25 protein-coding genes are annotated in these 26,295 nt (G+C 51.9%); 6 read left to right on the forward strand and 19 right to left on the reverse strand.

Translation table 11 applies throughout. The features are described from left to right. Positions 1-68 precede the first annotated feature (68 nt). The 4 genes from G5B47_RS15895 to G5B47_RS15910 all read right to left on the reverse strand — a co-directional run bounded on the left by G5B47_RS15895 (position 69) and on the right by G5B47_RS15910 (position 4,798). Positions 69-1,700, reverse strand: a complete 1,632-nt coding sequence (locus G5B47_RS15895) for a helix-turn-helix domain-containing protein (protein WP_206107389.1) — start codon at positions 1,698-1,700, stop codon at positions 69-71. A 15-nt stretch (positions 1,701-1,715) separates the two neighbouring features. Further along, positions 1,716-3,455 (reverse strand): sensor histidine kinase, encoded by a 1,740-nt coding sequence (locus G5B47_RS15900; RefSeq protein WP_165099889.1) that lies wholly within the window; start codon positions 3,453-3,455, stop codon positions 1,716-1,718. A 329-nt stretch (positions 3,456-3,784) separates the two neighbouring features. After that, positions 3,785-4,210: a DUF1284 domain-containing protein gene (locus G5B47_RS15905; protein ID WP_165099891.1), complete on the reverse strand. Its 426-nt coding sequence runs from the start codon at positions 4,208-4,210 to the stop codon at positions 3,785-3,787. Positions 4,211-4,276: 66 nt separating this feature from the next. Next, positions 4,277-4,798 (reverse strand): hypothetical protein, encoded by a 522-nt coding sequence (locus G5B47_RS15910; protein WP_165099893.1) that lies wholly within the window; start codon positions 4,796-4,798, stop codon positions 4,277-4,279. 328 nt (positions 4,799-5,126) lie between these two features. Here G5B47_RS15910 and G5B47_RS15915 point away from each other — a divergent pair, with 328 nt between their 5' ends. Further along, a complete protein-coding gene (locus G5B47_RS15915) occupies positions 5,127-5,567 on the forward strand; it encodes a helix-turn-helix domain-containing protein (RefSeq protein WP_165099895.1) in 441 nt (146 codons plus the stop codon). A 64-nt stretch (positions 5,568-5,631) separates the two neighbouring features. Continuing rightward, positions 5,632-6,672: an alpha/beta fold hydrolase gene (locus tag G5B47_RS15920; protein WP_206107390.1), complete on the forward strand. Its 1,041-nt coding sequence runs from the start codon at positions 5,632-5,634 to the stop codon at positions 6,670-6,672. Between the two features lie 85 nt (positions 6,673-6,757). Here the strand turns inward: G5B47_RS15920 and G5B47_RS15925 are convergent, their stop codons facing one another. The 14 genes from G5B47_RS15925 to G5B47_RS15990 form a co-directional block, all read right to left on the reverse strand. Beyond that, the gene (locus tag G5B47_RS15925) at positions 6,758-7,867 is read right to left on the reverse strand and encodes a PepSY-associated TM helix domain-containing protein (protein ID WP_165099897.1); all 1,110 of its coding nucleotides are present in this window, start codon (positions 7,865-7,867) and stop codon (positions 6,758-6,760) included. Positions 7,868-7,883: 16 nt separating this feature from the next. Next, positions 7,884-8,723, reverse strand: coding sequence for an alpha/beta hydrolase (locus G5B47_RS15930; protein WP_165099899.1), 840 nt, complete (start codon positions 8,721-8,723; stop codon positions 7,884-7,886). 77 nt (positions 8,724-8,800) lie between these two features. After that, positions 8,801-9,766 (reverse strand): ABC transporter ATP-binding protein, encoded by a 966-nt coding sequence (locus G5B47_RS15935; protein WP_165099901.1) that lies wholly within the window; start codon positions 9,764-9,766, stop codon positions 8,801-8,803. Next, entirely contained in the window at positions 9,763-10,746 is a 984-nt protein-coding gene (locus tag G5B47_RS15940) for an ABC transporter ATP-binding protein (protein WP_165099904.1), read from the reverse strand. Before G5B47_RS15940 ends, G5B47_RS15935 begins: the two co-directional genes overlap by 4 nt. Before the next feature lie 28 nt (positions 10,747-10,774). Continuing rightward, positions 10,775-11,674 carry a nickel transporter permease gene (gene nikC, locus G5B47_RS15945; RefSeq protein ID WP_206107391.1) on the reverse strand — a complete coding sequence of 300 codons (900 nt, stop codon included), beginning with the start codon at positions 11,672-11,674 and terminating at the stop codon, positions 10,775-10,777. A 15-nt stretch (positions 11,675-11,689) separates the two neighbouring features. Then, positions 11,690-12,610, reverse strand: coding sequence for a nickel ABC transporter permease (nikB, locus tag G5B47_RS15950; RefSeq protein WP_165099906.1), 921 nt, complete (start codon positions 12,608-12,610; stop codon positions 11,690-11,692). A gap of 28 nt (positions 12,611-12,638) precedes the next feature. After that, the gene (locus tag G5B47_RS15955) at positions 12,639-14,183 is read right to left on the reverse strand and encodes an ABC transporter substrate-binding protein (protein WP_165099909.1); all 1,545 of its coding nucleotides are present in this window, start codon (positions 14,181-14,183) and stop codon (positions 12,639-12,641) included. A gap of 53 nt (positions 14,184-14,236) precedes the next feature. Beyond that, on the reverse strand, positions 14,237-15,019 hold the full coding sequence (locus tag G5B47_RS15960; protein WP_165099911.1) for an HpcH/HpaI aldolase family protein: 783 nt from the start codon (positions 15,017-15,019) through the stop codon (positions 14,237-14,239). After that, a complete protein-coding gene (locus G5B47_RS15965) occupies positions 15,012-15,857 on the reverse strand; it encodes a carbon-nitrogen hydrolase family protein (RefSeq protein WP_165099914.1) in 846 nt (281 codons plus the stop codon). Before G5B47_RS15965 ends, G5B47_RS15960 begins: the two co-directional genes overlap by 8 nt. Before the next feature lie 29 nt (positions 15,858-15,886). After that, positions 15,887-16,513, reverse strand: coding sequence for a GntR family transcriptional regulator (locus tag G5B47_RS15970; protein ID WP_165099916.1), 627 nt, complete (start codon positions 16,511-16,513; stop codon positions 15,887-15,889). A 115-nt stretch (positions 16,514-16,628) separates the two neighbouring features. Then, complete coding sequence (locus G5B47_RS15975; RefSeq protein WP_206107392.1) at positions 16,629-17,528, reverse strand: acetamidase/formamidase family protein; 900 nt, start codon at positions 17,526-17,528, stop codon at positions 16,629-16,631. Between the two features lie 19 nt (positions 17,529-17,547). Further along, positions 17,548-18,249, reverse strand: a complete 702-nt coding sequence (eutC, locus tag G5B47_RS15980; RefSeq protein ID WP_165099919.1) for an ethanolamine ammonia-lyase subunit EutC — start codon at positions 18,247-18,249, stop codon at positions 17,548-17,550. A gap of 22 nt (positions 18,250-18,271) precedes the next feature. Continuing rightward, complete coding sequence (locus G5B47_RS15985) at positions 18,272-19,636, reverse strand: ethanolamine ammonia-lyase subunit EutB (RefSeq protein WP_165099921.1); 1,365 nt, start codon at positions 19,634-19,636, stop codon at positions 18,272-18,274. Between the two features lie 31 nt (positions 19,637-19,667). Beyond that, positions 19,668-21,125, reverse strand: a complete 1,458-nt coding sequence (locus G5B47_RS15990) for an ethanolamine ammonia-lyase reactivating factor EutA (RefSeq protein ID WP_235957192.1) — start codon at positions 21,123-21,125, stop codon at positions 19,668-19,670. 243 nt (positions 21,126-21,368) lie between these two features. Between G5B47_RS15990 and G5B47_RS15995 the strand changes: the two genes are divergently transcribed. The 3 genes from G5B47_RS15995 to G5B47_RS25945 all read left to right on the forward strand — a co-directional run bounded on the left by G5B47_RS15995 (position 21,369) and on the right by G5B47_RS25945 (position 23,434). Beyond that, positions 21,369-22,022: an MtnX-like HAD-IB family phosphatase gene (locus tag G5B47_RS15995; protein ID WP_165099923.1), complete on the forward strand. Its 654-nt coding sequence runs from the start codon at positions 21,369-21,371 to the stop codon at positions 22,020-22,022. Further along, positions 22,019-23,083 (forward strand): iron-containing alcohol dehydrogenase family protein, encoded by a 1,065-nt coding sequence (locus G5B47_RS16000; RefSeq protein WP_165099926.1) that lies wholly within the window; start codon positions 22,019-22,021, stop codon positions 23,081-23,083. The genes G5B47_RS15995 and G5B47_RS16000 overlap by 4 nt, the downstream gene beginning before the upstream one ends. Positions 23,084-23,344: 261 nt before the next feature. Then, positions 23,345-23,434 carry a putative holin-like toxin gene (locus G5B47_RS25945; protein WP_268958508.1) on the forward strand — a complete coding sequence of 30 codons (90 nt, stop codon included), beginning with the start codon at positions 23,345-23,347 and terminating at the stop codon, positions 23,432-23,434. A 267-nt stretch (positions 23,435-23,701) separates the two neighbouring features. Here the strand turns inward: G5B47_RS25945 and G5B47_RS16005 are convergent, their stop codons facing one another. Continuing rightward, a complete protein-coding gene (locus G5B47_RS16005; protein WP_206107393.1) occupies positions 23,702-24,103 on the reverse strand; it encodes a hypothetical protein in 402 nt (133 codons plus the stop codon). A gap of 621 nt (positions 24,104-24,724) precedes the next feature. On the opposite strand from G5B47_RS16005, the gene G5B47_RS16010 reads away from it, so the two are divergent. After that, a complete protein-coding gene (locus G5B47_RS16010; protein ID WP_165099931.1) occupies positions 24,725-26,269 on the forward strand; it encodes a flavocytochrome c in 1,545 nt (514 codons plus the stop codon). Positions 26,270-26,295 lie beyond the last annotated feature (26 nt).

A 26,295-nucleotide genomic window follows, 5' to 3' on the forward strand; every position in this document is an offset into this window, starting at 1 on the left:
ACCCTCTTTGATTTGTTATGGCTTCATTATACGTTCGGCAGAGACAAGGCCCCACCGTTTTTGTAACCTCAGTCCATTCGTTTTGTGACATTCCGGTATTCATGCGGGTTAACGTCAAACTGCTTGCGGAACATCTTCGTAAAATGGGAAAAATTGCTGTATCCCACCTGCTGCGCAATAGCGCTGACCGTCATGCCAGTCGTGTCGAGCAGTTCCTTCGCCCGGTTCATCTTGGCTTCAATCAGGAAGTCGATGAGGTTCTGGCCGGTCTCCTTCTTGAACAGCCGGGACAGGTAAGCAGGATTCAGGCCGACGTGTGCGGCCACATCCTCCCGGGACAGGTCCTCCTCCACATTATGGTGGATATAGCGGATGGATTTCTGGATGACGCCATCCCGTTCAACCGGCTCGAAGGCCGCCTCCATCACGGCGGAGACCAGACTCTCTGCCCAGTGCATATAATGGCGCAGGCTGCGGATTTGGGCCGATGCCCACATGGAGAACTGCGGAACATGATTGGAACTAATCCCTTTGACCTGAAGAAAATGATAGATAATCTGCAGCGTATCTTGATGAAGGGTCGACAAATGCTTGCCCTGAACATTCGGCGTCGCTTCCAGCCGGCTAACAATCCGGTGAATCAGCCGGAGCATCGTCTCCTTGTCCCCATTCAGCATATAGTTCGCCCATTCCGAGATATGAATCTCGCCCGGACCAGCGGATGGCAAGGCCTGAAGGGACTGGGGCGCATACAGCAGAACGGATTGCGTTCGGGTGATATTATCACGCTCCATATTTTTGAGGCTTTCGCATAGACCGGGCAATTCCTGAAGGGAGGCATATTTGCCCACGTAGCAGGTTACGGAACAGTAAAAATACTCCCGGCACACGTTAATGAACCGGATGCCTGTCTGGGCCCACCAGTCCAGGCCAGAATCCGGCGCGCTTGCCGCGGCAGCTTCTCCTCCAGCGGAATCGTAGACGATGGCAAACATCACGCCCGTTTTGTCTGTAATGACTTCTCCGGGCTGACCGCCGAGCCATATTTCCTCCGCGGCCTTCTTGACCGCATACTCCATGATTTCCTGGTTCCGCGAATCCATCGGCTTGTTCCATTCCTCGATGCTGATCAGAATCGGCAGCACCCTGTCGTCAGGATGCAGATCGATCTGCGCATCCTGAAGCGCACGTTCCAGAAAATCGCCGAAGGAAAGCAGCCTGCGGGACAGCAAATCCTGCCAGAAGCGTTCGACTAGGCGCGGCTTCTGCTTTTTCCACAGCGAATAGTATTTACGGTACATCTCGGTGTAGCGCTCGTTCTCCTCTTTTTCCCTGATCGCTTGCAGCATGCGGGTGACGGCCCCGGCCAATTCCTCCCCGTCCACCGGCTTCAGCAGATAATCGGAGCTCCCGAGATTGATCGCCTGCTTCGCATAATCAAACTCCGAGTGGCAGGTCAGGAACAAAGACTCCGTGTGCGGCGAGTATTCTTTGACCCACCGGACCAGAGACAATCCGTCTTCGTCGGGCATTTCAATATCACATATGAGAATGTCGATCCGGCGGTCATGCATAATCTCCCTTGCCTCATCGGCGTGATTGGCGGTATGCACCTCGTCGATTCCAAGCGCCTGCCAGTCGTTGCAGCGGCAGATTCCTTCCACCGCAAATTTCTCATCGTCCACAATCAGCATCTCCATGATGTTCTCACTCCTTCAGAAATATTCGGCCGGCAGAATCATCGTCACTCGGAGACCTTTCGGCTCGCTATGGCTGAGATCGATCCTGGCCTGTTCTCCATAACGCATTGCGATCCGCCTTTTTACATTCCAAATCCCGATATGCTTGTCCTCGGATGCCGGGGCATATTCGGGGGCATTCAGCTCCTCCAGCTTCTCATCCGGCATGCCTTTGCCGTTGTCGCGCACCTCGATGCGCATCAGCCCTTCCTTGTCTTCGCATGGACTCACCGTAATCTGAAGCATAAAGGACTCGCCTTTAAGACTCATGCCGTGAATCATGGCATTCTCCACAAAAGGCTGAATGAGCAGGGACGGAATGCAGGCGCCAAGCCACTCATCCGCAATCCGGATGTCAAAATCAAAGGAATCCTGATAGCGCATTTTCTGAATTTCCAGGTAGTTGCGAATATGCTCCAGCTCCTGGCTGAGCGTGATCGTGTCTCTCTGCGACTGCAGCATAAACCGGAAATACTGCACCAAATGGCGGACGGTCTTCTTCACGAGCTCATACCGCTGCAAATCCGCCAGTTGGTAGATTATGTTCAGCGTGTTGAGGAAAAAATGGGGATTGATCTGCGCCTGCAAATGCTTGAGCTCGGCGTTCTGGGCATTCAGCTTCTCCTCGTACACATCGATCTTCAGGTACTGAATTTCCTCCACCATACTGTTAAAAGCGTGATTGATGCTTTGAAATTCGACCAATTTGGAATCCGGCAGCTTCGTCTCCATCGCCCCGCCCCGAATCCGGTGAATGGCGCTGAGCAGCTTCAGAATGGGCCGGATGACCGTCCGGCGGAAAATATACAGACACAGAAGCAGAATCAGCAAGACAAACAGCGGCAGCAGATTCACCAGCGTCTGAAAATCATTCAGCCCCTGAAGCAGCTCGGAATTAGGAAGGACAATCGCCATATTGATGCCAACCTCGGGAGATTGGCTGGAGATGACAAAGAGACGCCTGTCTCCCTTCGTTATCGAAAAGGAAGAGTTCTTGCTCATCTTATCCGCCGGAAGCCGGAAGCCCTCCCCGAGAGACGCGGAAGGAGAGGACAGCATAACTCCGTCGTTGCCGACAAAGAGGATGTCTCCCCCTGCCTGCAGATTGAGGCTTCCCAGTGCGGACTTCAGTGAATTGATATTGATCAAGGCCCCCATATAGGCGTTATTGGTGAGATCGTCGCTGAGGATGCGGTTCAAAAAATATTCGTCTCCGATCCGCACGATCGACCATTTATACAGCAATTTCTCCAACGATTCGGGATGTTGAATGGAGCCGGTAATCCAGTTTTTGATATTGTCCATATAGCTTTCCGTAGAGCCGAGAATGTTGGAGGTGACCAGCACATCATTGGGCCTCGAGTAGGCGTAGAACATATCGACGGTATGGTAATAGGCCTGGTAAGCCTGGTTTCGCTGAATCAGCCCCATCTGGGCAAAATAATAATCGGAATCCGAAAGGCCCGGCCGCCCGAACCTCTGGAAGTTCTCGTCATGATCAACCATGTCAATCATATTTGTCGTGATGTCATCCAGACTCTTTTCGATCATTTGAAGATTGGAGTTGACCAGATTCTGATACGATTTGGACACCTGCGCGAGCACGACATCCTTGGCATAGTAGCCCGCCGCAAAAAGCACGGCCAGAAGAGGAATCGTTATGGCGGCAAAAAGAAGTATGAGCCGAAAGCCTAATGTATTCGTTTTAATTCTCAAGTCTATCCCTCACCCTCTAATAAGAACGAACCATGCAGCTTCCAGAGTAAGCGTTTACGTTCTTCTCTATATGCTAAACCAAATCAAGAAAAATTACATCAACAAATCTCAGGCGGACACAAAAAAGAAGGCTGCGTAGTTTTGTACGCTGTGCCTTCCTGTTGGAGCAGATGCCTGTTTGCTGTGATGCGCAGGTTTTTGCAATGGCTGTGGCTGTCGCTTGATGGGAATCAGCCTACCGAAACGCTCTGATATGCGCCCCCGGTCCTGCTCAAGCTTTCCGGTCATTTGGCGCCAGCCTGGAATCCTTATCCCGATCCTAATGGCAATTACGTCTGCGGTTTAACCTCCGGCAGCTGTCTGCCTTCCCTAACCAGCTGCACGCCCTCCTGGCATACCCCGTAGGATTTCCACGGACAGGTTACACATAAATTCTCGATGTCGGAAGGCTCTACCTGCCTGGCTACATACCCGCACACCTCCTGCCACTCTCCCCGAAAACCGGGCACAAGTCCGAGCTTGGCCAATACCGCCTGATCCAGTTCATGCACGGTTCCGTCACAATGATTCTCTTTATCCGGCGGATACGCGCGGCAAATGTCATCTACGCCTTTGACAATTTCGATCCGGGTATCCGGCTTCGTTCGAAGGGTCTCATAAATCCCCGTCATGTTCACGCAAAAATCCGCGGAATATCCCATCCCGCGGTATCCCAGCAGGCAGAGCAGGTGGTGCCCGCGCAATCGTATCGTCATTCTGTCTTCCCCCTTATATATTCAGCTTACTGAAACGCTGGGGGTTCTTCAACCATGAATACCGGACTAATCATCCCACTTCAGATCATTGATTTTCCAGCCGCTGTCCGTGTATATGAGGGTAATGATTTCGTCATGGGGAGCATAAAGACCGTCTCCCACCTTGTTGGTGACCGTGACTGTTTTTCCATCTTCCGCCGTATCGATCTTAACCGCAGCTTCATCGATTTCGTTCATAAAAGTCCCCTCCAGAAATTCGCCTCCCTCATTCGCGATGACCCACCGTTCTCCTTGTTTCTTCAGGTTTCCTCCGCCGAGGATCAAACGCTCCACATAACTGCGGGTAAAATACGAATCATAATGGGAAAAGATTTCCTCTTCCGTATGTGACTTCCCGACCGTAAATTGATGATCGATCTCGTTTGCTTCAGATAAAAGCGTCAGGATTTTCTCTTTGTTTAAAGGCTCTACTTCAACTTCCGCGGGCGGCTCTTCCTTGGCGGGCTGGCTCGCCGGGGTTTGACTGCATCCGGCAATCATAAGAGCGAGAGCCAGCAAAGGAAACGTTATAAACTTTATTACTCTCATTCTGAACACCCTCCTTTGATCTGACTACTTATGAAACGTGAAGCTGGAGGGTTTTGTTGCAGATGAACGGTAAGCGTCAAATCTAACCCATCGCCACTATCAAGCCAGCGGGCAGATCATGAAAGTCTGGTGCAGTCGACACGGCTTCACCGCCCGATCCGTTAAAATACTGGCCAAAACAATTGAGTTTACTTGCGCCCTCATCTGATCACAAGGCGGGGGCAATTTGACGCTTACGTATATTAAGAGTAACTTTAAATGTTATTTTCAGTTGGTGTACCATTGGGGAGAGTTCAATATAATAGTTGATAGAAAGGTTTTGAAATGTATGATCAATACTAACTTGAAAAAGTTGCGTCAATCCCACAAATACACGCAAGAAGATGTAGCGGATCGAATCGGAGTTTCAAGACAGGCAGTTGCAAAGTGGGAGAATGGTGAGACAGTACCTGATATCAACAAATGTCTTGCTTTAGCTGAGCTTTATGATGTAACACTGGATGATTTAGTTAAACATTCGGAGGCTAAAGAGGGGATAGCAATCCAGCCTAAGGGAAAGCACATGTTTGGGTTTGTTAAAGTTGGGGAGCGAGGACAAATTGTTATTCCGAAAGGAGCCAGAGAGATTTTCAACATTTCTGCAGGAGACAGCTTAATGGTCTTAGGGGATGAAGATCAAGGGATAGCTTTATTAAAGCAAGATAGACTCATGCACTTTATTGAGAATGTTTTTATAGCCAAAGAGAGTGTGGATGAAGAGGGTGAGTAGGTTTCAATAACCGGAAAACAGTGATTAAAGAGATAAAGATCATTATGAAGGAGGTATTCCGATATTGTTGCTTGTTATGGTCATAGCAGTGGTGGTTATTGCAATCTTTCTTTCTGTATGCGCTTATAAGAATTTGCATTACGATGAGAAACCTTTGGAGAAAACGTTTAATGCTGGTTTTGAAGAAAAGCAGTTGACATTAGAGGATGGAACAAAACTAAACTATGCAGAGGGACCAGATCATGGACCGGCGCTTTTGTTAATCCACGGACAGAGTATGCAATGGGAGGACTATTCAAGAGTTTTGCCAGAACTGTCTAAGTATTATCACATCTTTGCTATTGATTGTCATGGCCACGGTGAATCCAGTCATGATGCTGTGAAGTATACGGGTGTTTCAATGGGTCAAGATTTTGTCTGGTTTATACAAAATATTATAGGCAAACCAGCGGTAGTATCGGGGCATTCTTCTGGTGGAATACTGGCAGCATGGGTTGCAGCGAATGCATCTGAGGATGTGTTAGGGGTTGTTTTAGAAGACCCGCCCTTCTTCAGTGTGGAGCCAACAGAAATGCAAAATACCTTTGTATGGAAAGATAGCTTTGAGATGATTCATAACTTTAGAAATCAAACAGAAGTGGATGATTATGTCGTGTACTATACGGAGAACAGCTATTTTTGGGGATTATTTGGGAATGTAAGATCTTTTGTAGCTAGGAGTACGCGATATTTTCGAGAAAAACATCCAGGCGAGGCTTTGAAATTATGGTATATCCCGTATTCTTGGATTCATGGAACACTCTACTTGGACAATTTTGATTTGAATTTTGCAGAAACTTTCTATATGGGTTCGTGGTTTGAAGGGTTAGATCAAGAAGAAACTTTAGCAAATATAAAATCACCTTCTGTTTATATCAAGGCCGCTACAATTTATGGTAAAGACGGGGTGCTATATGCCGCTAACAGCGATGAAGATGCCGAGAAAATGCACAGCTTAATCGAAGACAATGAAATGATTACTATTAAGTCAGGACATGATATCCATTTTGAGAAGCCAGATGAATTTATTAATATTATGGTGAAATTCTTGGATCGAATAAATTGAATGGGTATTTCAATGATCAGGGTGGGCAACAAAAATGGTTACACCCGTATTGGCGTAACCATTAGACCGTTAAGAAGATATTCGTTTACGACGCGTTCAGCTGAACCTCGGCCTGCTGTTTTTTCCGCCGTCTTTTTTTATACTGCCAGATATAAATGCCGGTAAACATCAGTATGGAAGGCATCAAACCGACGATGGAATACAAGACTTTGGTGATGATTCCTCCATAAGCGCCGGTGTGCAGAGGAAATACCCACGTTTGGTAAAAGACGTTATTGATTTTGGGGTCCCATTTCTCCAGCACCTGCCCGTTGTACGGGTCCATCCACACCTTCACATTTCCGGTATGTCCGGCTCCGGGGTCATAGGAACGGGTTAGACGAATGTCAATGTTCTTCTCTGGTTTGGCAGGCAGAATAATCAGGGTTGCTTTGCTGCTTGGCGTGGTCTGTTCGGCAAGCCGGACCAGCTCGTCCACAGGCAGCCTGCCTTCAGGCTTAACTTGAACGGCAAGCTTCTGGGCCGGCGGCGTCCAGCCTGTGCCGAACCAGCCTAATATCTTCTCGCTAAACGGATAGACGGCGCCGGTGAATGCGATGATCAAGAGGACAGGGATGGAATAAACCCCGATTAAACGGTGAAGGTCATTCTTTTTAATATACGGATTCGTGGCCTTTCTTCGTTTGAAGCCCTGCGCCATACTTTTGATTCCCGGCCACCACAGGTAAAGACCCGATATGAGAATGAACGTGAACATGAAGCCGACGATCCCGACAATTTCAAACCCGTGATATTTTTCCAGCAGTAAATTGCGATGAAACACGCTTAGCTTATTGGGAAAGGCGCTCTCATCCAGCGTTCCGAGTATGTTCCCGGTGGCAGGGTCCATGTATACATACACCCTTTCGCCGTCATTATTGATCCAGAACAGGAACGAGCCATTTGTAACCGGTTCATCGGGAGTGTAAATTCTCAGAAACTGCGCTTCGGGATATTGGGACAAAATGGACTTTTGAGCATCTTGATAAGAAATCCGCTCCCCTTGGGTCACTTTAAACAGCTCCGGATACATGGCTTGGGTAAGCTCATTTTTAAATACGAGAACGGTGCCCGTCAAGGAGAGAACGACAATGAACAGCCCGGCCAACAAGCTTAGAGTCAGATGAATGTTGAGGATTACTTTTCTAACCTGCATATAATCCCTTCCTTCTTCATTTGAGATGGTGGTCATTCGCCTTCAATGTTTCCGCTAGAAAATCTTTCACAGGAGACAACAGCTTGATACCTTCATGGGCAGCGCCCGGAACTTCATCATACCGGACGCGAATCCCATTCGATGTCCAATTATCCCTCAGCGACCGGATTCGTTCCAGCCGCGTATTACCGGCAATTTCAACGCCCGGTAGCCAAAACGGATTATCCTTGCCGCTTGGCAGAATGTTCTTATCTTCGCTTCCAATGACCAATTGGGCGGGAACACGGCGCAGCTCCTCTATCCGAAGATCCGTGCCGAATTGTTCCTTAAAGTCACGGGTTCCCGTAAACCAATCCATGGAGGGATCAAGCAGCGTAACGTTGCCCGGTGCGGCAACCGATACCCCCAGCAGCTGGTCAGGATAAAGGTAAAAGAAACGGTGAACAAATTGTCCGCCGCCAGAAAATCCGAACAGCAGGAACTGCTGCTCCGAAATTCCATATCGGGCCTTAAACTCTTCAATGATCGCCAATAACACGCGGTCGAAACGAATGTCGCGGTATTTAATCATCTTGTATGAATTCAGCTCTCCCGGCTCTCCGATGCCTGCCGGAAAGAGCGGAGCGAGGACAACGGTGCCAGTGCTGTCGGCAAAATCCTGGAATGCGTCCCTGTACCGCTGGGCGGAACGGTCCGTCCCGTGAATCACGACGAGCAGCGGGCGCTTCGTTGGACCGGGTTCGGCAGATGGGCCTGGAATATAGGCGCAGTAAGAAAACCTTTGATCGTATTGGCAGGCATATAACGAAGTTGCGCCGCTTGCTGGCGTTATCGATGGCTTCCCGTTCAATCTCATGGCCTGCTCTCCTCCGCTTACGTTGATTTCGTCCGGCGATATACTCCGGCCCAGGCTTGTCCGCCTCACTTTCGCATTTAAGAGTACAAATGACAGGCGACGTAGCGCCCCTCCACTTTCATAAGCTCCGGCTTGTCCGTCTTGCATATGTCCATACATTCGCTGCATCTCGGATGGAACGTGCAGCCCGAGGGAGGATTGGCCGGGCTTGGGACATCCCCTTGCAGCACAATCCGCTCCTTTTTGATCAACGGACTCGGCGACGGGACGGCTGACAATAAAGCCCGGGTATACGGATGCTTGGGGGAATCGAACAAGTCCCGCTTGTCCGCCAGCTCCACCAGCCTTCCCAAGTACATCACGCCGATCCGGGTGCTGATATGCTTCACCACACTTAAATCATGGGCGATAAATAAATACGTCAGATCAAATTGCTCCTGCAGATCCTGCATCAGATTGATGACCTGGGACTGAATGGATACGTCCAGGGCGGATACCGGCTCGTCGGCGACAATCAGCATGGGGTTTAGTGCAAGCGCCCGGGCAATCCCGATCCGCTGCCGCTGCCCGCCGCTGAATTCATGCACATACCGCTTGGCATGATAGCTGCTTAAACCGACGGTATTCAGCAGCTCCTCGACCCGCCGCGTTTTCTCCTTTCCTTGGGCAGCGTTGTGAATCTCCAGCGGCTCGGCGATAATATCGAAGACCGTGAGGCGGGGATCGAGGGAAGCGTACGGGTCCTGAAATACCATCTGCATATCCTTGCGGACCTTCCGGAGTTCGGCTGGAGACAGGCCCACCAGATTTCTTCCCTGATAATAGACCTGGCCTTCCGTCGGATGGAGCAGTTGGAGAAGCGTTCTTCCCGTCGTCGACTTCCCGCAGCCGCTTTCCCCTACGAGACCGAGAGTTTCCCCCTTATAAATCGTGAAATCCAGTCCGTCCACCGCTCTTACATGGCCTGCGGTCCGTCCAAAGATCCCTTTTTTTATCGGAAAATACTTCTTTAAGTTTCTGACCTCAACCAAAGACTGCTTCATTGTGATTGTTCCCCTCCCTCGGATGCATGGAGCCAGCATCTTGTGAAGTGTCCCTGCCCGATTTCCGTAAGCTGCGGCGCTTGTCTGCGGCAGACATCCATCGCGAATTCGCAGCGGGGCGCAAAATAACACCCTTCCCGCAAGCTGCCGGGAGCCGGCACGCTTCCCTTGATCGAGTAGAGCCGTTTCTCCTCCGAGTCCAGCGTCGGCATCGACTTCATCAGCCCTTGCGTATAGGGATGCTTCGGTTCGGTAAAGAGCGTAATCACGTCGCTTTCTTCCACAACCTTGCCTCCGTACATGACCACTACGCGGTCGCACATTTCCGCTACGACGCCAAGATCATGCGTAATGAGCAGGATTGCCGTACCGTGCGCCGATTTCAGCTCTTTCATCAAGTCCAGAATTTGCGCCTGAATCGTTACATCGAGTGCAGTCGTTGGCTCATCGGCGATCAGCAGCTTGGGATTGCACGCCATGGCCATCGCAATCATCACCCTCTGCCTCATCCCTCCCGATAAACGATGGGGATACTCGTCTACAATCTGTTCCGGTCTGGGAATCCCGACAAGTTTCAGCATCTCGATGGAACGGGCTCTCGCCTGCTTCTTGCCGTATTTTAAATGAATCCGAACCGCTTCCCCGATCTGCTGTCCGACCGTAAACACCGGATTCAACGAAGTCATCGGCTCTTGAAAGATCATCGCCATCTCATTGCCCCGGATATCTTGCATTTGCTGCTCGGACAGAGTGAGCAGATTTTTGCCGTCAAACTGAATGGAGCCTTCCATCACTTTCCCCGGGGTTAAGCGCATCGCCGTTAAGGAGGTGACGCTTTTTCCGGAGCCGGACTCTCCCACAACTCCAACGGTCTGACCTTCCCGGATGGTGATGTCCACACCGTCAACAGCCGGGACCACCCCTTCATCCGTATAAAAATAAGTCTTGAGCCCTTTTATCGCCAGCAGTTCACGTTCCAAAGCCTACCCTCCTTCTTGTGTACGGCATTTACAGCTTCATTTTCGGATCGAGCGCGTCCCGGATCCCGTCTCCCAGCATATTGAAGGCCAGCACCATAAACATGATAGCCAGGCCGGGGATCGTGCTGACATAAGGATCCGACCTTAAATAGTCCCGGCCCGAGCTCAGCATCGCCCCCAGCTCCGGCGTCGGCGGCTGGGCGCCCATTCCGAGAAAGCTTAGTCCGGACGCGGTAAGAATGGCTGTCGCTATACGCATCGTGGACAAGACGATAATTGGCGCAATGCTGTTAGGAATCACATGCTTGAATATGATTCGCATATGGCCGGAGCCCATCGATTTTGCCGCCTCGATATATTCCTTGCTGTTTACGGACATGACCGAACTGCGGGAAATCCTCGCAAAGGCGGGTATCGAGAAAATGCCGATCGCGATCATCACGTTCACCATACCCGGGCCGAGTACGCTGACAATAGCGAGCGCAAGCAGGAAGCTTGGAAACGCCATAAACACATCCATAATCCGCATAATCAAGATGTCGGCTTTTCCGCCGAAGTAACCGGAGACTGTGCCGAGAGCGACGCCGAATACGATGGAAATCAGCACCCCGACAACTCCAACCATCAAAGAGATTTGCGCTCCGTAAATCACCCGCGATAAAATGTCCCGGCCGTATTCATCCGTCCCGAACGGATGGCTCAGCGAAGGGGCGTTCAATATAATCTGCATATTCTGCGCAATCGGATCATACGGCGCCAGCCACCTCGCGAAAATTGCGACAAAGACAAAAATCAAAACCATCCATAATCCCACAGTGGCGCGTTTATTTTTTTTGAACCTCTGAATCATCAGCATCCATGGCGAGCGCCGCTCATATGCCGGTTCCCCTGCTTCCTGGGACATCAGAAGGATCGAAGTCTTGCTCATTGCTTACGCTCCCTCCTACTCATATCGGATTCTCGGATCCACAGCGCTGTAACACAGATCAACGACAAGATTCACAACGACGAATATCGTGGCCACGAACAGGATACAGCCCTGAACCGCCGGATAATCCCGGAACTGGATGGATTGGATAATAAACCGGCCAAGTCCGTTCATCGAGAACACCGTCTCCGTCAGAACCGCGCCCCCGAGCAAAGTGCCGAACTCCAGGCCGATGATCGTAATGATCGGGATGAGCGCATTTTTTAAGGTGTGCTTGTAGACGACGAGTCTTTCCTTAACTCCTTTGGCGCGCGCGGTACGGATAAAATCCTGATGAATCACCTCCAGAATGCTGGAGCGGGTTAACCTGGCCAGCACACCGGAGGAGGACAGCCCCAGAACGACAGACGGAAGAATGAAATGCTGGAACCCGCTGCTTCCTCCGGAAGGAAGCAGGGGCCAGTAGTAAGAGAACAACAGAATGAGCATCGTGCCGAACCAGAACACCGGCATCGATATGCCGAACAGCGAGAACATCATCGTTACATTATCCCTGATGCTGTTCGGCTTCGTCGCGGAGAGGATGCCTGCAAACAGACCGACGATCACCATAATGACAACGGAGAACACCGTCAGCAGGATCGTGTTGGGGAACCGTGTCATTATTTCCTCCAGGACCGGACGCTCGGATTGCATCGACTCGCCCAGATCGCCCTTGGCCAGATTGGACACGTAGCTGAAATACTGCTCCATTAACGGCCTGTCCAGACCCAGTTGCTCCCTTACGCTCTGCACCTGCTCGTCCGTTGCATCGACTCCCGCGATTAAATGCGCCGGATCCCCCGGAACCGAGTGGATGATGATGAAGCAGAGGAGAGATACACCCAGCAAGGTTGGAATCATTTGCAGCACCCGTTTGACGACATAGCTTAACAAAAGGATTCCTCCTTCAATTCAATGTTCTTTAGTTCTTGACCGCCTTGCGCAAATCATAGACATACGTAGGGAGGAAGGTGATTCCTTCAACCTTCCTGGACATGCCGTAGCGAGCCATATCCTCATGAAGGAAAATCCACGGCGCGTCGGTCTTGACCAGCTCCAGCACCTTCGCGTAGCTTTCCAGACGCTGCTTCGGGTCGAATTGCGCTTGCCCCGCGAGTATCAATTTGTCGACCTCCGGATTGTTGTAATGGGCATAATTCGTAGCGCTGGTCGATAACAGGGCATCCCGGAACAAGGGGTCCGCATCGCCGGTGGTCGCAAGCGCGCCTCTGACGAACAAATCGTATTTGCCGGGGTCTTTAAGCGTCTCTAAATAGGTGCCGAGCTCCAGTGTTTGCAGCTCAATATTGAATCCCAACTGCTGCAGGCTGTTCTGGACAAATTCGGCGGCCGGCTTGTCCTGGACGACATTGGCGGCCAGAATTAACCGGAACGTGTAATTCCCCGGTACGACTCCCGCGTCTTTCAGCATTTGCTTCGCTTTTTCCATATCAAAAGGATAGGATCCTACATTGCTGTACCCGATCGTTCTCGACGCGATGGCGGAGGTGGCCACGGTAACCCGGCCGTCATACAGCTTGTTCACCAGCGTTTCTTTGTCGATCGCATAGTTCATCGCCTGGCGCACCGCCGGTTGATCAAAAGGCTTGACCGTTGTATTGAACCCGATGTACGCGATCCGGTTGGCCTTGATCGGATTGATGACCAGCTCGCTGTTCTGCTTCAGCCGCTCGATTTCCGTAATCGGAACGCCTTCCATCAGGTCGGATTCTCCATTTTCGAGCATGATGACCCGGGAGGCGGTTTCGGGAACGTTTTTGTAGGTGACGGTGCTGAGCTTTGGCGCTCCGCCCCAATATTCTTTATTGGCTTCAAGCACCACCGCATCCCCGGTCGTAAACTTTTTCAATTTGAACGGTCCGGTTCCCACCGGGCTTTTGGCGATGCCTTCCTCGTTCTCTTTAATGGACTTGGGACTGAGAATACTGCTGGCAACGGAAGCCAGGTTCCCCAGGAAGGCTCCCTGCGGGGCTTTCAAGTGGAAGACAACCTCGGTCTCGCCGTTCGTGGTAATGTTATCGATAAAGGAACCCACCAGCGAATGCTGACTTAAGTTTTTGCCTTCGTCGGCTACCCGCTCGAAGCTCGTCTTTACCGCTTCCGCATTAAACGGAGTGCCATCGGTGAAGGTGACGCCCGTGTTAAGCTCGAAGGTCCAGGTTTTGCCGTCCTCCGAGGTTGTCCAGCTTTTGGCCAATTGAGGGACAATCTCCATATTTTCGTTGAAGGTAACCAGCCTGTCGTAGATTTGATAATTGATAAGGCTGGAAATGGTGTCGGTCGTATTTTGGGGATCGAAGCCGACAGGGTCACCTTTCAAGGTGATAACCATGCCCTTGCCTTCCGCTTCTTCGGCCGCTCCCTGATTCGAACCGCATGCGGATAAAATCATAGCCAACACAATTAACATTAGTCCTACTGCCTTCCCCGCCTGATTCCATCGCATACTTCATTTCCTCCTTAAGTTTGGTCATATGAACGGCAAGACGCCGTTAAGGCCTACCTCATGGACAACCTTTCATTTTGCTTCACATCGCTTAGATGGGCGGTCATTGCCCGGCTGAAGAGGAGCGTATCAATAGGAGGAACTGTGAAAAAATTGGCTCCCCATTTGGAATACTTGTCCACCTCCTCCGCCGTAAAAGCCGGAATGCCGACGCCAAGCCCGGCCTCGCGCGCCGTTCGGACAATCGCCTCGATGGCCTCTACAACGATGGGATGATCGAATTGCTCCTGACAGCCAAAGGAAGCGGCCAAATCCGCAGGACCGACAAAGAGCAAATCCAGTCCGGGGACACTGACAATATCGTCCAGATTGGTTAAAGCCGATTCATCCTCAATCATGCCGATCACGGTGACCCGTTCATTTTGGCGTTTAAGATGCTGCTGGAAAGGAGTAGTGCCATACTGCGCGGCTCTTGAAGAGCCGTCGAGTCCGCGGGAGCCGACCGGACGGTATTTGGCGGTGCCGACGATTCGTTCCGCCTGTTCCCGTGTGGTGAGATGGGGAACCATGATCGCGTCTGCTCCCGCTTCGAGAACACGCAGCATGGCGCCATAGTCATTCTGGGGAGTTCGGACCACCGAGGACACCTGCACGCATTCCGCCGCCCGGATCATATGCTCCGCCAGGCCGAAATCGATCGTCGTATGCTCCATATCAATGATGGCAAAATCATACCCGGCATGTCCCAGCATCTCCACGACGGCTGGGTCCTTCAGCGTTACGATCATCCCGTAGGCGGACTGTTGATTATGCAGCAGCTTGCTCAATTTATTCATTACAATCAGCTCCTTCCGGGATCAAATCAGGGGAATACAGCTCGGGTCTTCGCTGTTCATACGATGGCAGCTTGGTACGTACGCTTCCGATTCGGGAAAGATCGATTTCACAAGCGATCAATGCTTCGTTCTCCGGACCGGCGGCCATCAGGACGCCCATCGGATCGGCGACAAGGCTTTGTCCGCTGTAGAAATCGCTCACCTGGTTGCAGGCAATCATGAACACCGTATTTTCCAATGCCCGAACCGTGATCAAATGGCTCCAATGCCGCTCCTTCATCGGCCCGCGAACCCAGCCGGAGGGGACAATAATGATTTCCGCCCCCCGGGCCGCCTGATAGCGGGCGATCTCGGGGAAGCGAAGCTCGTAACAGACGAACAATCCAAGCTTGCCGAATGGGGTCTGAATCGGCTCGAAAAGACGGTCGCCCGGCATGATCGTATCGGATTCCTTCAGCCCGAAAGCATCATACAGATGGGTCTTCCGGTACGATCCGGCGATCGAGCCGCCGCTATCAACAATAACTACCGTGTTGTACACCCTGTCCGCCTTATGCTCATCCGTCAATTCCTTCATTCCGAATATCAGCCATACGCCATACTCGGCCGCCAGCTTCCTCATGCCGGTGACAAACGGACCCTCCAGTGTCTCGGCGTCATTCACGATGATATGCTTTGGAGTGTGTGCGGGAAAAAAGCTCATAAATATTTCGGGGAAAACAACCATTTGGGCGAAGTGGCCGCTAGCGGCTTCCCGGACGGCTTTTACTGCTTTTTCATAGTTCACCTGCTTGTCCGATGTCGATTCCAGCTGCGCCATGACTACTCGTAATTTCAAAGCATTGCCGCCTCCTGTCGTTTCAAGCGTTACAGCTTCCCTTTTTCCAAATGCTCCACCAGATGCTGAACCGCAGCGGAGAAATCCTTCCGGATGATCGCGTTCAAAATGGTTCTGTGCTCTTCTATAAAGGTCTGCAGCACATCCGGCTGATGCTTGAGCCATTTTCCGGCCCGTACCGTGAACTGCCGCTCCCTCGCGTGACGGTACATCTTGATGAATTGCGAGTTCCCGACGATCTCCAGCAGGTAGTGATGGAACAGCGCGTCCTTCTCGACCAGTTCGGCAAAATCTCCTGCATGGTAAGCCTCTTCCTGTATGCCGATGATGCGGGTAAGCTCCAGAATATCGTTGTCGGTAATCCGGTCAGCGGCTTGCCTCAGCGAATAAGTCTCAATGGCGATCCTCATATCGATCAGCTCATTGCGCTCCTCGGCGGACAGCTCGGTGAAGACGATACCCCGATTGGGCAATATTTTCAGGAATCCTTCGTACTGAAGCCGGTTTAAGGCTTCTCGGATCGGAGTCCGGCTCATGCTTAACTCCTGAACCAGCGTATTCTCCGAGGTATATTCCTCATCTCCCCGGATCATTTTTTCTTTGATCTTGTCGTATGCGGTATCTTTTAAAAGAACCTTATCGTTTTTCTCTATCAACAGAATTCACCCTTTACGGCATGCGATTGGCACGCGATACTTGTATACCAAGTTGTATACAAGTTTAATATAAAATAAACGTCCCTCCTTTTCAATGGAAAAGTTAAAATTTTATCTATTCGGCCAATCCAGGCATTCCTTCCAGCTTGGGCATGCGTACCCGAACAACCGTCTCTACCGGACATGGTTTGCAGCATTGGCTCATCTGGACGTCGCCTACGGCCCCCATCAGCAAATAGGCATCCGTCGGCGTCAGCTCCCAGCTCCGGACAATCATGCTCTGCATGTCTTCGCTCGCCTGCCGTATTGCCGCCAGAACATCGTGATCGCTTGCGATCGAATGCCAGGAATCCTTCGTTTCGACTACGGGGGCGGCAAGCGGTATGCCCTTCAGCACGGTCAGGCGAACCTCGACTTCTCCGGCGATTTCCACTCCGGTTCCGCACATTTCCCCGTCGCCCATGCGGGCGTGAAGATCGCCAAGACCAAACAGGGCGCCGGGAACGAACACCGGCAGATACACGCTTACGCCTTCAGCGATGCAGCTCGAGTCCAGATTCCCGCCGTGCCGGCCGGGATGCCCGCAAGCGACCTCGCCCTCCGAAGGAGCCACGCCTATGACCCCGACCATCGGGGCGCACTCGAACTCAATCTTCTCGGAGAACTGCACGCGCCCTTCCCGGATTTGCACCGTTTTCGACCGGATCTCCGAATGGTGAATTAACGTTCCGATGTCCGGAAGCGTCGTGATCACGCCTTGGCCGTCAAGCGAGATGCGGATAATCTCTGCCCTTAGTACGTCCCCCGGCTGCGCACCTTCCACAAAGACCGGTCCGGCCGCCGGATTGATTTTTCCATAGTCGATGGAAGTAACAAGATCCTGATCCCCCCGGATTTGTCCCGAGAAGCAGTCATTCGTCCGTAAAACAATCCGCTCTCCGCTCTGCACGGTCAATACCGGCGGGTGATTCCAGGAGAAACTGAATACGAATTGGTCACGCTCCACCACATGCATGCGGCTTCCCCCTCCCTTTTTAGAAAAAATTCGTGCCGCTCGTCTGACGCTCCAGCATCCCTCTGAGCATCGTGCCGATATGCGCCGCCGCCTCCAAAGGAGGCGTCCCGCCCCTGTGAATGTTCGAGATGACATTCCGGTCCGATTCCATCGTCCCTTTGCGGGGCTTGTAGCACATATAAGCGCTCATCGATTGGGCGGTTACCAGCCCGGGCCGTTCGCCGATCAGGAGCACCAGCGCTTCAGGCTGCAGCACCTCCCCGATGTGGTCCATGCAGGCGACCCTCCCCCCTTTCACATAAAATGAGGTGCCCCAGTTCAGATCATTGGCTCTCAAGGAATCAAGCAGGGCCGGATACACATCGGGGAGGTTCGCGTTAATCGCGTCGGCGCTCAAACCGTCGGATACGACAATTTGGATTTGCGGCTGCTTGACGCATTGTTCCCGAATAACCGCTACGCCCTCGTCGGTAATGATGCGTCCGAGATCCGGGCGTTTCAAATAGGTTTCCTTGTTCCCGTAACAGGTCTCAACGGTGAATAATCCGAGCTCACGAAGGATCGTCTCCTCCACTTCCCCGTACACGGCATCCACGGCGGCGGCATGATCTCTCCGGAATTGCAGCATCGTGTGCGTCAGCGGCCGGGTTCCCGCGCGCCCCACCCCGATCCGTGCCGGAGTGCTCTTCTTTAACGCCTCCAATTTCTCGCGGTCTTGCATGCCGCACCTCCGCAAATGTAGTTTATCCCATAAAAAGGGTCGGATCGCCGGCCGCTTCCGTCAGCCGCCCGCCCGCCATAATCCCCATCTTGACGAGCCATTCTTCGAACGCCGGTGCCGGTCGCAGGGCAAAGGTTTCCCGAAGGGCGGCGAGATCATGGAAGCTGAGAGACTGGTAGTTAAGCATACAATCGTCCGCCATCGCCACGCCGATGAGAAAGTTGACGCCCGCCGACGCCAGCAGCACGCCCAGGTTCTCCATATCGTTCTGCTCCGCCTTCATGTGGTTCGTATAGCATACGTCCACCCCCATCGGAAGCCCATGCATTTTGCCCATAAAATGGTCTTCCAATCCGGCCCGAATGACCTGCTTGCTGTCATACAGGTATTCCGGTCCGATAAAACCGACAACGGTGTTGACGAGGAACGGCTTGTATTTCCGGGCCAGCCCGTAGCATCTCGATTCGAGCGTCACTTGGTCAATCCCGAAATGAGCGTATGAGGACAGCTCCGAGCCCTGCCCGGTTTCAAAATACCAGTGATTCGGCCCCTTTGAAGCCCCCTTCATGCGCATTAGCTCATCCGCTTCGTCCAGCAGCCGGATATTTACGCCGAAGCCCTTATTGCCCTGCTCGGTTCCGGCCAGGCTTTGAAACAGCAAATCCATCGGGGCTCCTTGCTCGATCGCTCTCATCTGGGTCGTTACATGCGCCAGGACACAATTCTGGGTGGGAATGCTCCACCGGTCCATCGCCTCTTTGGTTGCGGACAAAATCGCCCGGACGCTCTCCGCCGAATCAATCACCGGATTGATCCCGATGACCGCGTCTCCGATGCCATAGCTGAGCGCTTCGTACATCGCGGCCAAAATGCCGGGAATGCTGTCCGAGGGATGATTCGGCTGCGCCCTTGTCGCAAGCACGCCCCGCTGCCCGATTTCGGTGTTGCACCGGGTAACCGTGCGGATTTTGGAGGCCGCCGCAATCAAATCCAGATTGGACATCACTTTGGCGACCGCGGCAATCATTTCACTGGTCATCCCGGTACCGATTCGTTTCAGATCATCCGGACCGGCCTTATGGGACAAAATATACTCGCGCAGCTCGGCAATGCTCCAGTTCCGAATCCCGTCATACACCGTCTCGTCGATTGCCTCTTCGATCACCCTTGACACTTCATCTTCTTCGGGCGGCAGCAGCGGATCATTCCTGATTTCACCCAGCGTCAGGTCAGCCAGCACAAATTTGGCGGCAATCCGTTCGCGGGTATCGGCTGCTCCGATTCCGGCCAGCTGATCGCCCGATTTCTCCTCATTCGCTTTGGCCAGTATTTCTTTGAGACTGTCAAAACGGTAGGTCTTCCCGAGCATGTTCATGCTCTTGATCATCCATTCGCCTCCTTTCCGCATCGGTGATGGGTTATGAAAATGCCAAGGTCTTGATTACAACAGGGACGAGAAAGCCGGGCAGCGGTTCCCCGATGTCGATATAATCGCCGCGCTCCACCCGGATTTGATCGATGCACACGATGCGGAGACGCTTCCCGCAGCGGATCCACAACGCCTGGCCCAGCGCCTTGGCCATGTCATGCTCGCAGACAACCGTCATTATTTTCGCATCGGGAAAATGACCGGTAAATGTTTCAAGCAGCGTTTGGGCCACCGTCTGCAGTTCAGCATATGAGTGAATAACCGCTCCGCTAAAAGCGATGGCGCAAGGTGCCTCGGCTTCCGGCAGAGCGTACCTTGCGGCCTCCAGCATGGCATCATCGACCGCCCGGTTCCACTCCTCGAGCTGCACTTCCGTGTACTCCAGATGGAGGACCGGCAGATTCCGGAGCGGCAGCAAAGACGGATCAATATGTACGGTCGAGCCGCTGATTTCGACGCTTTGCATACCGGCGCCGATAACGGTCGCCCGTACGGTTTGTGCGGAGGTGACGATCCGGAACGGCCACCGGTCTTCTTGCTGCCAAAGTGAGCTGGCCAGAAGCGGTCCGATGTCTCCGTACCTGGCAATGGCGGCCATGGATTCCGGAACTTCCCGGTCCGCCATCAAGGTGCTGATCCCGCCGGAAATCATAAGTTCGTCTATCTCCGGTAACGGTCCGGCGGGCGGCGATCCGGCGATTAAATGCCGAAAGGATGAGTCAACCGCTCCCTTGGCCAAATAAGCCAGCATTTCGCCGCACATCGCGGCGGCTATCCCCTGGAGCTGATCCGGGGTCGTCTTGCTTCCAGCCGTCAGCGGAGTCCCGCGTTCCTGCAGCCATTTCAGCATATGCGGGGAAACCGAATGAACATTACCCTGATCATCCAGTCGGATCAACCGCCCCCCGACATGGAAGGTGACCGTGCCAATCGCTCTCCCTTTCCGGAAATAAGCGACATTCGCGGTCCCGCCCCCGATATCGACATTGGCCACAACTCCCGGAATCTCCCTGGATCGTTGTTCGGCACCGGACCCCTTACCGGCGAGCAGGCCTTCCAGATCCGCTCCGGCGGCAGCTACGACAAAATCTCCTGAACGTTCCGCCAGGTAATGCACGACCCGCCGGGCATTCGTCTTGGTCGCCGTCTCTCCGGTGATGATGACGGCTCCCGATTTGACCTCGGATAGGCTCAAACCGATATGATCGTATTCATCCCGCAAAATCCGGGCAACTTCATCCATGTCGATTTCATCTTGGGACAGCAGCGGCGTAGAGTAGATCGGACTGGCATACTGCAGCTCCCGTTCGGCGATTTCATAGCGGGGCAAATGGAATGCGCCTGATACCCTCTCCAAACGAAGCCTGCTGACAATCAGCTTGGTTGTACTGGTTCCGATGTCGATGCCGACACTAGTAAACGACAGCTCATCCATCCATTGCCCCATCCCTCCCTATAACATGCAGCGTGCTCCAGCGAGTATGGCATTCAACTTGAATACCAACTTGTATACCAGTTTCATGTCGTCATTATAAGTCAGGTCAGCGCATTATTCAATAAAATTTTAAATATTTTTCTGAAAATTTTCAGCGCGCGAGTTCGGAAATGAAGTGCTGCATAAATAATAAAGAAAAGTATGGTAATCTTAAGGGGAGATACCATTTGTTCTTATTCTGGGAGGTCCATACCAATGAAGCCATTTGCTTTTCTCTCTGACTTTGACGGCACGCTTTCACAGCGGGATTTCTACCATCTGATGATCGACCGGTTCTTCCCGGAATGGGGGCACCAATTCTATCAGGATTGGAAAAAAACGAAAAAAATTAACGTGGAGTTTCTGAACATCATTTTTGGCAAGCTGAATCTTACGGAGGAGCAGCTGCTTGACGAGATACGCAAAATTCCGCTCACGCCGGGAGCCATCGAGTTTGTTAACGAGGTTCAGGCCCGAGGCGGCGACTTCTATATCGTAAGCGCGGGCACGTCCTGGTATATCGAGCGGCTGCTGCAGGTGCTGGAGATCCCGAATGTAACGGTTATTTCCATGCCGGCCGTGCACGAAAACGGCGCGCTGCGGATTGCTCCCGACACCGCCAACCCTTTCTTCTCGGAAGTATTCGGGCTGGACAAACGCAAGGTGCTCGAGGATATCCGGGGACGCTACCGCACCGTTTTATTTGCCGGGGACAGCGAGCCGGACCTCGAAGCGGCCAAAGCGGCCGACATCGCTTTTGCCCGCGGGGAGCTGCGTGAGCTGCTGAAGCGGGACGGCGTAAGTCATGTACCGGTTGATGATTATCACGCCATTTCCGGCTATCTGAACGATAACGGGTGGCCGAAGTGAAGCGCCAGGCCCATGAAGTATCCATCCCCGCGCTTCTGGAGGTTGGCGACCAGGTGCTCTCCCATTTTGGAGAGCTGCTTGGCAAGGCCGGGTTCTCGCGCATCGTCCTCTGCTTCGGTGAAGGCATCCGCCCGCTATGCGAGCCGCAAATCGTGCAATCGCTGACGGAGCAAACGCAGCTGGAGATTCTGGACAACCGGGATGTTCTCGACAACAGCCTGGAGGTGATTGCGAGCACGGCCTTCACGCTTCCGGCCCGCACCGAGGCCATCGTCGGTATCGGGGGAGGCAAGGGGCTGGATATTGCGAAATATATGGCGTTCCTAAACGGACTCCCGTTTATCAGTGTGCCGACCTCGGTCGCCCATGACGGTTTCGCGAGCTCCGGCTGTTCCCTTTATGTTGACGGGCGCCGCACGTCGGTTCCGGCCCGGATGCCTTACGGCATTTTGGTCGACCTTGGCCTTGTCCGGAATTCGCCGATTCAGTTCCTGTACAGCGGACTGGGTGATATCCTCTCCAAAATCCCGGCGGTCTTCGACTGGCGGTTCGAGGAATCCCGCGGCGCTACCCGGGTGAACGACTTCGCGGTGATGATGGCCAAGAAATCGGTGAACAGCATTGTGCGCATGCCCTATACCGATATTCGCGAGTTCTTTTTTATAAAAGAGATTGTGGATTCCCTTACGCTTTCCGGAATCGCCATGGAGATTGCCGGAAGCAGCGCGCCCGCAAGCGGCAGTGAGCACCTGATCTCCCACGCGCTGGATCAGCTTGTGGAGCGGCCGCAGCTGCACGGCATTCAGGTGGGCGTAGCCTCTTACCTGATGTGTCTCGTGCAGGAGCACCGGGTGGAACGGGTCCGCAAATTCCTGGGCGAAACCGGATTTTTCGATTTCGTCGCGACGCTCGGCATGAAGCGCGAGGATTTCGAACGGGCGATTGACCTGGCCCCGTCCATCAAGCCGTCCCGCCGGACATATCTGCACCTGCCGGAGATGCGCGAGAAGGCGAAGCAGCTGCTGCATAGCGACGAGACGCTGGGGCGGATTTTGAGTTGAGTAAGGAATCCGATGGAGTGGCCATTCTTTTAGAGCTGAAAGGTACGCTTTGACGATATTCGCAGCCGATGGAATTAATTAGCCAGAACGGGTCCAACTGAAGAACTCACAAGTTCCCGATTGGATGTTATAACAGCAGAACACTGCCTATGTTCTATATTCATGTAAATATCTTCCTTGTGTAGTACCCTCATGGTATAATCACAGCAGCGATAGAACGGCTTGCAAGGGCGGTCGGCTAATCTCCCGTGAAGGGAGGTGATGCCTGTGGAGGTTTATCAAGCGCTGTCTTTAATGTTCATGTTTGGCATGTTCATTATTGCTCTGCTCAATTACCTCAAAAAGAAATAGACCGCCCTAGTCCAAGGATGCGGTCTATTTCATGAGGCCTAACCTGTTAAGCCGCCGCCCTTAAAAGCGGCTATTGCTCGGGGAGTCGTGTTGCAAGCACGGCTCTCTTTGCATTGTACGCAGTTTCTGGCTTTATTATAACACGAGGAGCGAATAATTCAATGACACGAGTCGTTCCTCATGACCCTTTACTTCCTTTAACATGCGCTATGATTCTACTCCATATTGGGGTATGTACTGGATTCCCCCTGTTACTGGCATTAGTGATCATTGCCCCACTATATACTTGACTGCATCTTCATAACTTTTAACCCTCTTCACTGTAAAATACTTCATGAACTCTTTTGTCCACATATCCATCTCGTCTTCGATTTCGGTAACTTCATTTAAGATGAATACAACATGTTCGCAATCTGTATTGGCCATAGCCGGAAGCAGCACGGAAAATCCCCATTCCACATCCTCTTGTTCATCTTCAAATCCGTTTCTTGCATCCACGACAAAATTACTGCCTGGATATCTCTTAAGCAGCTCCAAAGAAAATAATGTTGGGGTTCTATAGTCATCATAGCTGCAGAATTTTTTCCATGTTAGAAATACGATATTGTCTTCAGGCATATATTCCACATGACAAAATTCCGAATCGAATTCATTTTTCTCCACATTCATATTCATAGATTCCCCCTGCTATATAAGCTGAACTAAAGATTTCCCCATCAGAACCCAGTCGCAACTACGAGAAACGTTTGGACTTCCGGCCGCTGCCCATCTCCAGATTTCTTGATTTAATCCACTCTTCGCGGTTGAAATCCGGAGACAAAGGCGATCGCTATCGCTCCTACAGTTCCAAACTTCCCCCTTCGTTACTCCTTACCCTGATGTCATATTTAAAAGTTCATCTTATATAGTTTGGATTTATGTCTACCCCATCTTCGCCCGTATCCATCAAGTATATCATTGTTACCGGAAGTCAAGCTTAAAGTATCCTCCATTCTGCAAGCCCCTACTGTACATCGCTTTGAAAATTGTACTGAAAAATTATCAAAAAGTTCTTTCAAAATATTTGTGAAATACTTCACAACTAAACAAGGGTAATGGTATACTTAATATCATGAACTAAAGAGGAACATTTTGGAGACTGGGGACGTAACTCGAAACAAGATTTGAAGTCCGAGATTAAAGTCAGGCTCGCGCTCCTTCACTTCCCATTTCGTCCGTTACTCCTTTGTTTTTTTATTTCCTTCTTTCTTTCATCTTAAAAACAGAGATTTAAATCTGGGGGGTTAACCAATGAACAAGAAAGTATTACCGGCTCTTATTCTCGTTCTCTCGGTCCTGCTTGTTATCGCGGGATGCGGCAGCGGGAATGCGGGCAACAACACGGAAAACAAAGAAGCTGCTGGAGCAACTGCGGGACCAACCGCCAAAGCAACAGCTGAAGCCACTTCGGGAGCGTCTACAGTCGAGTATACGCCGATCGATCAACTGAAAGATAAATACGATATCATCATTGTTGGCGCGGGCGGTGCCGGTATGACTGCCGCACTTGAAGCCAAAGCGAACGGCAAGAACCCGGTTATTTTTGAAAAAATGCCGGTTGCCGGCGGCAACACGACCAAATCCTCTTCGGGGATGAACGCTTCGCAGACGAAATTCCAACAAGAGCAAGGTATTCAGGACAGCAATGATTTATTTTATGAAGAGACCTTAAAAGGCGGCCATGACACCAACGATAAAGAAATGCTTCGTTTCTTCGTTGACAATTCCGCAAGTGCTATCGATTGGCTGGATTCCATCGGCATCCGATTGAACAATCTCACGATTACCGGCGGAATGAACGAAAAGCGCACACACCGTCCTGAAGACGGCTCCGCGATCGGAGGATACCTGGTCAAAGGTTTGGTGAAGAATGTAAGAGAACAAGGGATTCCGCTGTTTGTTAACGCCGACGTGAAGGAGCTTACACAAGCAGACGGCAAAGTTAACGGTGTGAAAGTCCTCTTCAACCAAACCGACGAAAAAACAATTACTTCCGACGCTGTCATTGTGACAACCGGCGGATTCGGGGCCAACAAGGAAATGATTGAAGAAGTCAGACCGGATCTCAAAGGATATGTGACCACTAACCAAGTAGGCAGCACCGGCGACGGCATTAAGATGATTCTCAGCGTTGGCGGTACAACCGTGGATATGGATCAAATTCAGGTTCACCCGACCGTACAGCAGGAAAAATCCTATCTCATCGGGGAAGCGGTTCGCGGCGAAGGCGCCATCCTCGTTGCCCAAGACGGCAAGCGTTTCGTTAACGAGCTGGACACTCGCGACAATGTCACGGCAGCCATCAATGCCCTTACCGAAAAATCCGCTTATCTGGTGTTTGATTCCGGCGTGAAATCCCGTGCTAAAGCGATTCAGCAGTATGAAAAAATGGGCTTTGTGAAAACAGCCGACACCATCGAAGCGCTGGCCAAAGAAATCAACGTCCCGGCGGATCAGCTGAAAGCGACACTGGGTACTTGGAACAGCAGTGTAAAAAATAAAAAAGATGCCGAATTCGGCAGAACCACAGGAATGGACAACGACCTGTCCGCAGCGCCTTACTACGCCATCAAGATCGGCCCCGGAGTCCACTACACCATGGGCGGCGTGAAGATCAACACGAACACCGAAGTGCTGAACAAAGAAGGCAAGCCGATCCCGGGCCTTTTCGCCGCAGGCGAAGTCACCGGCGGCCTGCACGGCCAAAACCGCATCGGCGGCAACTCCGTAGCCGAAATCATTATTTTCGGCCGTCAAGCGGGTATTAAGGCTGCTGAATCTGTAAAAGCACAATAAGATATTAGCTCTCTCTTTTCACTGAG

The organism is Paenibacillus apii (genome assembly GCF_011043685.1).
Taxonomy (GTDB): domain Bacteria; phylum Bacillota; class Bacilli; order Paenibacillales; family Paenibacillaceae; genus Paenibacillus_AQ; species Paenibacillus_AQ sabinae.